This is a genomic window from Mycobacterium sp., from assembly GCF_050701675.1.
GTDB lineage: Bacteria > Actinomycetota > Actinomycetes > Mycobacteriales > Mycobacteriaceae > Mycobacterium.
The window spans coordinates 1-2,896 of sequence record NZ_JBOGDD010000578.1 but is presented as its reverse complement, the minus strand read 5'-3'; the positions used below and the strand labels follow the sequence as shown (position 1 = coordinate 2,896).

General features: G+C 68.1%; 2 protein-coding genes. One reads left to right on the top strand and one right to left on the bottom strand.

All coding sequences use genetic code 11. From position 1 onward, the window contains the following. Positions 1–1,023: amidohydrolase family protein (locus ACRDUX_RS17660; RefSeq protein WP_526415314.1), on the bottom strand; the 1,023-nt coding region annotated here is incomplete at its 3' end. A gap of 195 nt (positions 1,024–1,218) precedes the next feature. Here ACRDUX_RS17660 and ACRDUX_RS17655 point away from each other — a divergent pair. After that, positions 1,219–2,694 carry an AAA-type ATPase lid domain-containing protein gene (locus tag ACRDUX_RS17655; RefSeq protein ID WP_526415313.1) on the top strand — a complete coding sequence of 492 codons (1,476 nt, stop codon included), beginning with the start codon at positions 1,219–1,221 and terminating at the stop codon, positions 2,692–2,694. Positions 2,695–2,896 lie beyond the last annotated feature (202 nt).

The following is a 2,896-nucleotide window of genomic DNA, read 5'->3' as shown; positions in this document are numbered from 1 at the left end:
GTCGTCGGCGCCGCGCGGCCCGACGGCGGGCGCGTCGGCGTCGGCGAGTCGTAACTCGGCGGGCACCGGGATGTCGTACATCTTGGCCGCGTTGAGCCCGAGGATCTTCTTCTTCTGGTCGGTGGTGATCGGTGCGTACTCGTTGAGCTCCGCCGGGATCTGGAAGTCGACGAACGCCTCGACGAGCCAGCGCGGTGTCCAGATCGCGTAGTCCGACGAGAACTGGATGCGGTCCTCGCCGATCCAGTAGAGGAGCTCGCCCATGATCTGCCCGAAGTACTTCGGACGGGTGTGGATGAACGGCATCGCGACCGCGAGGCCCGCGTGCACGTTGGGCTCCTGGGTGGCGATCCAGCAGAAGTCCTCCAGCCGCGGGAGGCCGCAGTGCTCGACGATGAAGTTCAGGTCGGTGAAGTCCGAGGCCACGTGGTCGACGTCGGCCACGTCGAACGCGTCGCGGTCCAGCGGCCGGATGGTGGGGCCCTTGTGGACGTGGATGTTGCGGATGCCGAGCTCGCGGCACGCCTCGAAGTACCGGTAGGCCCACGGGTCGTCGAGCCGCCAGCCGCGGGAGTCGCCGTGCCATTCGGCGGTGTAGAGCTTCACGCCCTTCAAGCCGAACCGCCTGGCGTCGTCGCGCAGCTGGTCCAGTCCGGCCTCGCCGTTGCGCGGGTCGAAGTGGTGGTTGTAGGTCAGCTTGTCGGGATTGGCCTTGGCGAGCTCGGACGCCTCGTCGGTCTGCCCGAAACCCTTGTAGTAGAACTCGCCGAGGTGGGCGGGCTGGAAGATCGCGTGGTCCACGTGGCCGTCGGTGAACAGGTCCTTCATCAGACGGTCACTGCCCTGGTAGAGGTAGTCCTCGTAGCTCCAGACCTCGGATTCCGGGGACAGGTTCCGGTGGTAGTCGTAGAAGCAGTCGATGAACTGCTTGCCGTGGATGTTGCGCTGGTTCTCCGGCCGCGCGTCCCACAGCGCGACGTGAGCGTCGACGATGAAGTAGCTGGTGCCGTCCTTGCGGTACATGCGGTTCTCCCTGACTGGTCTGCTGGGCTGGGTCACTCTGATGTGAGGGCTGTCACATCAACTGATCGGAGCCTATGGTCGGCCGCGGGCACCGGGGAGGCCGTCAACGTCTCAATCTGAGACGCCTTGGACTAGTCGGGCCGGACGGCTGCTGTCACGCTGCTTGTAACGTGGATCACACAACGAGGGAGACGGGTGTCCGACGACCTACCGGAGCGCGTGCGGCTTGCGCAGCTGCAGAATCCCGAGGCGCCCGCGGTGCCCGGTCGATTGCTTGCGTCCTGGCAGCGCAGCGAGGAGTACGGGGTTCCGCCCGACGAGGTTGAACCCGTCTTCACCGGCACCGACAATCTGGGGTCGCTGTTCGTCGAGTGTGGCAACGAAGTCCTCCTAGACCTGCATCGCACGCTGGCGAACGAGCCGGTCAGCATGATGCTGACCGACTCCGACGGGGTGGTGCTCAGCCGGATGAGCGGCGATCACAGCCTCCTGCGCGCACTCGACGACGTCCATCTGGCGCCGGGTTTCGCGTACGCCGAGCGCGACGTGGGCACCAACGGACTTGGCCTGGCCCTGGCGGATCGGGCACCGACGCTGGTGCGCGCCGATCAGCACTATGCGATGAGCCTCTGCACGTTCACCTGCGCGGCGGTTCCGGTACTCGATGCCGCGACCGGCCGGCTCGAGGGTTGCGTCAACCTCACCACCTGGTCTCAGTCGTCCAGCGACCTGCTGCTGGCGCTGGCCCGCTCGGCGGCGAGCAACACCGCGGCCCTGATGCTGGCGAGATCCAGCGGGCGTCGCCCGCGCCAGACCCCGCGTGGGCAGGTCTTCCGCGTCGAGGTTCCGCGTCTCGAACCGGGTTCTGGGACCCTGCATCAGCTTTCGGAGGTGTGGAACTCCGCGGTCGGCCTCGCCGAGCGCGCGATGTCCGCGGGCAGCATCGTGGCCGCGATCGGGGAGCCGGGGGTCGGCCGCTCGACGCTGCTCGCACAGGCGGCGCGCCACACCTATCCGCGCGACCGCATCCTGTCGGCCAGCGCCCCTGGCACCTCGGACATCCAGACCTGGCTGGGTCTGTGGGCGCCGGAACTGGGCAAGGAGCACACCGCCGTCGTGGTGCGCGACGTCGACACGCTGCCGAGCTGGGTGGCCGATCAACTCAGGGACCTGGTGGTGCGTTCCCGTCGCGAGGCCATGGTGCCGTTCGCCGTGACGGCCGAACGCTTCGAGGACATTCCGACGGCGCTCGCCGGTCTGATCGACACGATCGTGGAGGTGCCGTCCCTGCGCGACCGGCCGGATGACGTGCTGCCACTCGCGGCGCACATCGCGAAACGGGCGCGGGGACGCGACGTCGTCGTCAGCCCAGCCGCGTCCCGCGCGCTGCAGAGCTACGGATGGCCCGGCAACGTCGATCAACTCGCTCGTGTGGTCGCCCACGCCGCCCACCGCACCGACGTCATCGACGTGGGAAGCCTCCCGCCGGAGGTGCTCGCTGGCCCGTCCCGGCACCTGTCCCGCATCGAGGCGTTCGAGCGCGGCGAGATCATCCGGGTGCTGTCCGGCGCAGGCGGCCCGACGATGGTCGAAGCCGCCCGCGAACTCGGGATGAGCCGAGCCACCCTGTACCGCAAGATCAGTCAGTACGGGATCAAACTGCGGACCTGAGGGCGGCCGTGGTGATTTCGGGACCGCCGGCGAACCGGGCCGCGGAAGCGGCACCTCTCGGAGTGACCATGCCGCCCATGGGAAGAGATTCGAGAGTGGGACCGACTGCCAGTCACTCAGGTCAAACGTCCCGGTAGGCCTGGCCGTGGGGCTCGACGCAGTGCTCGTCGGGGTCGTCGGCACACACGTGATCGACCTGAAG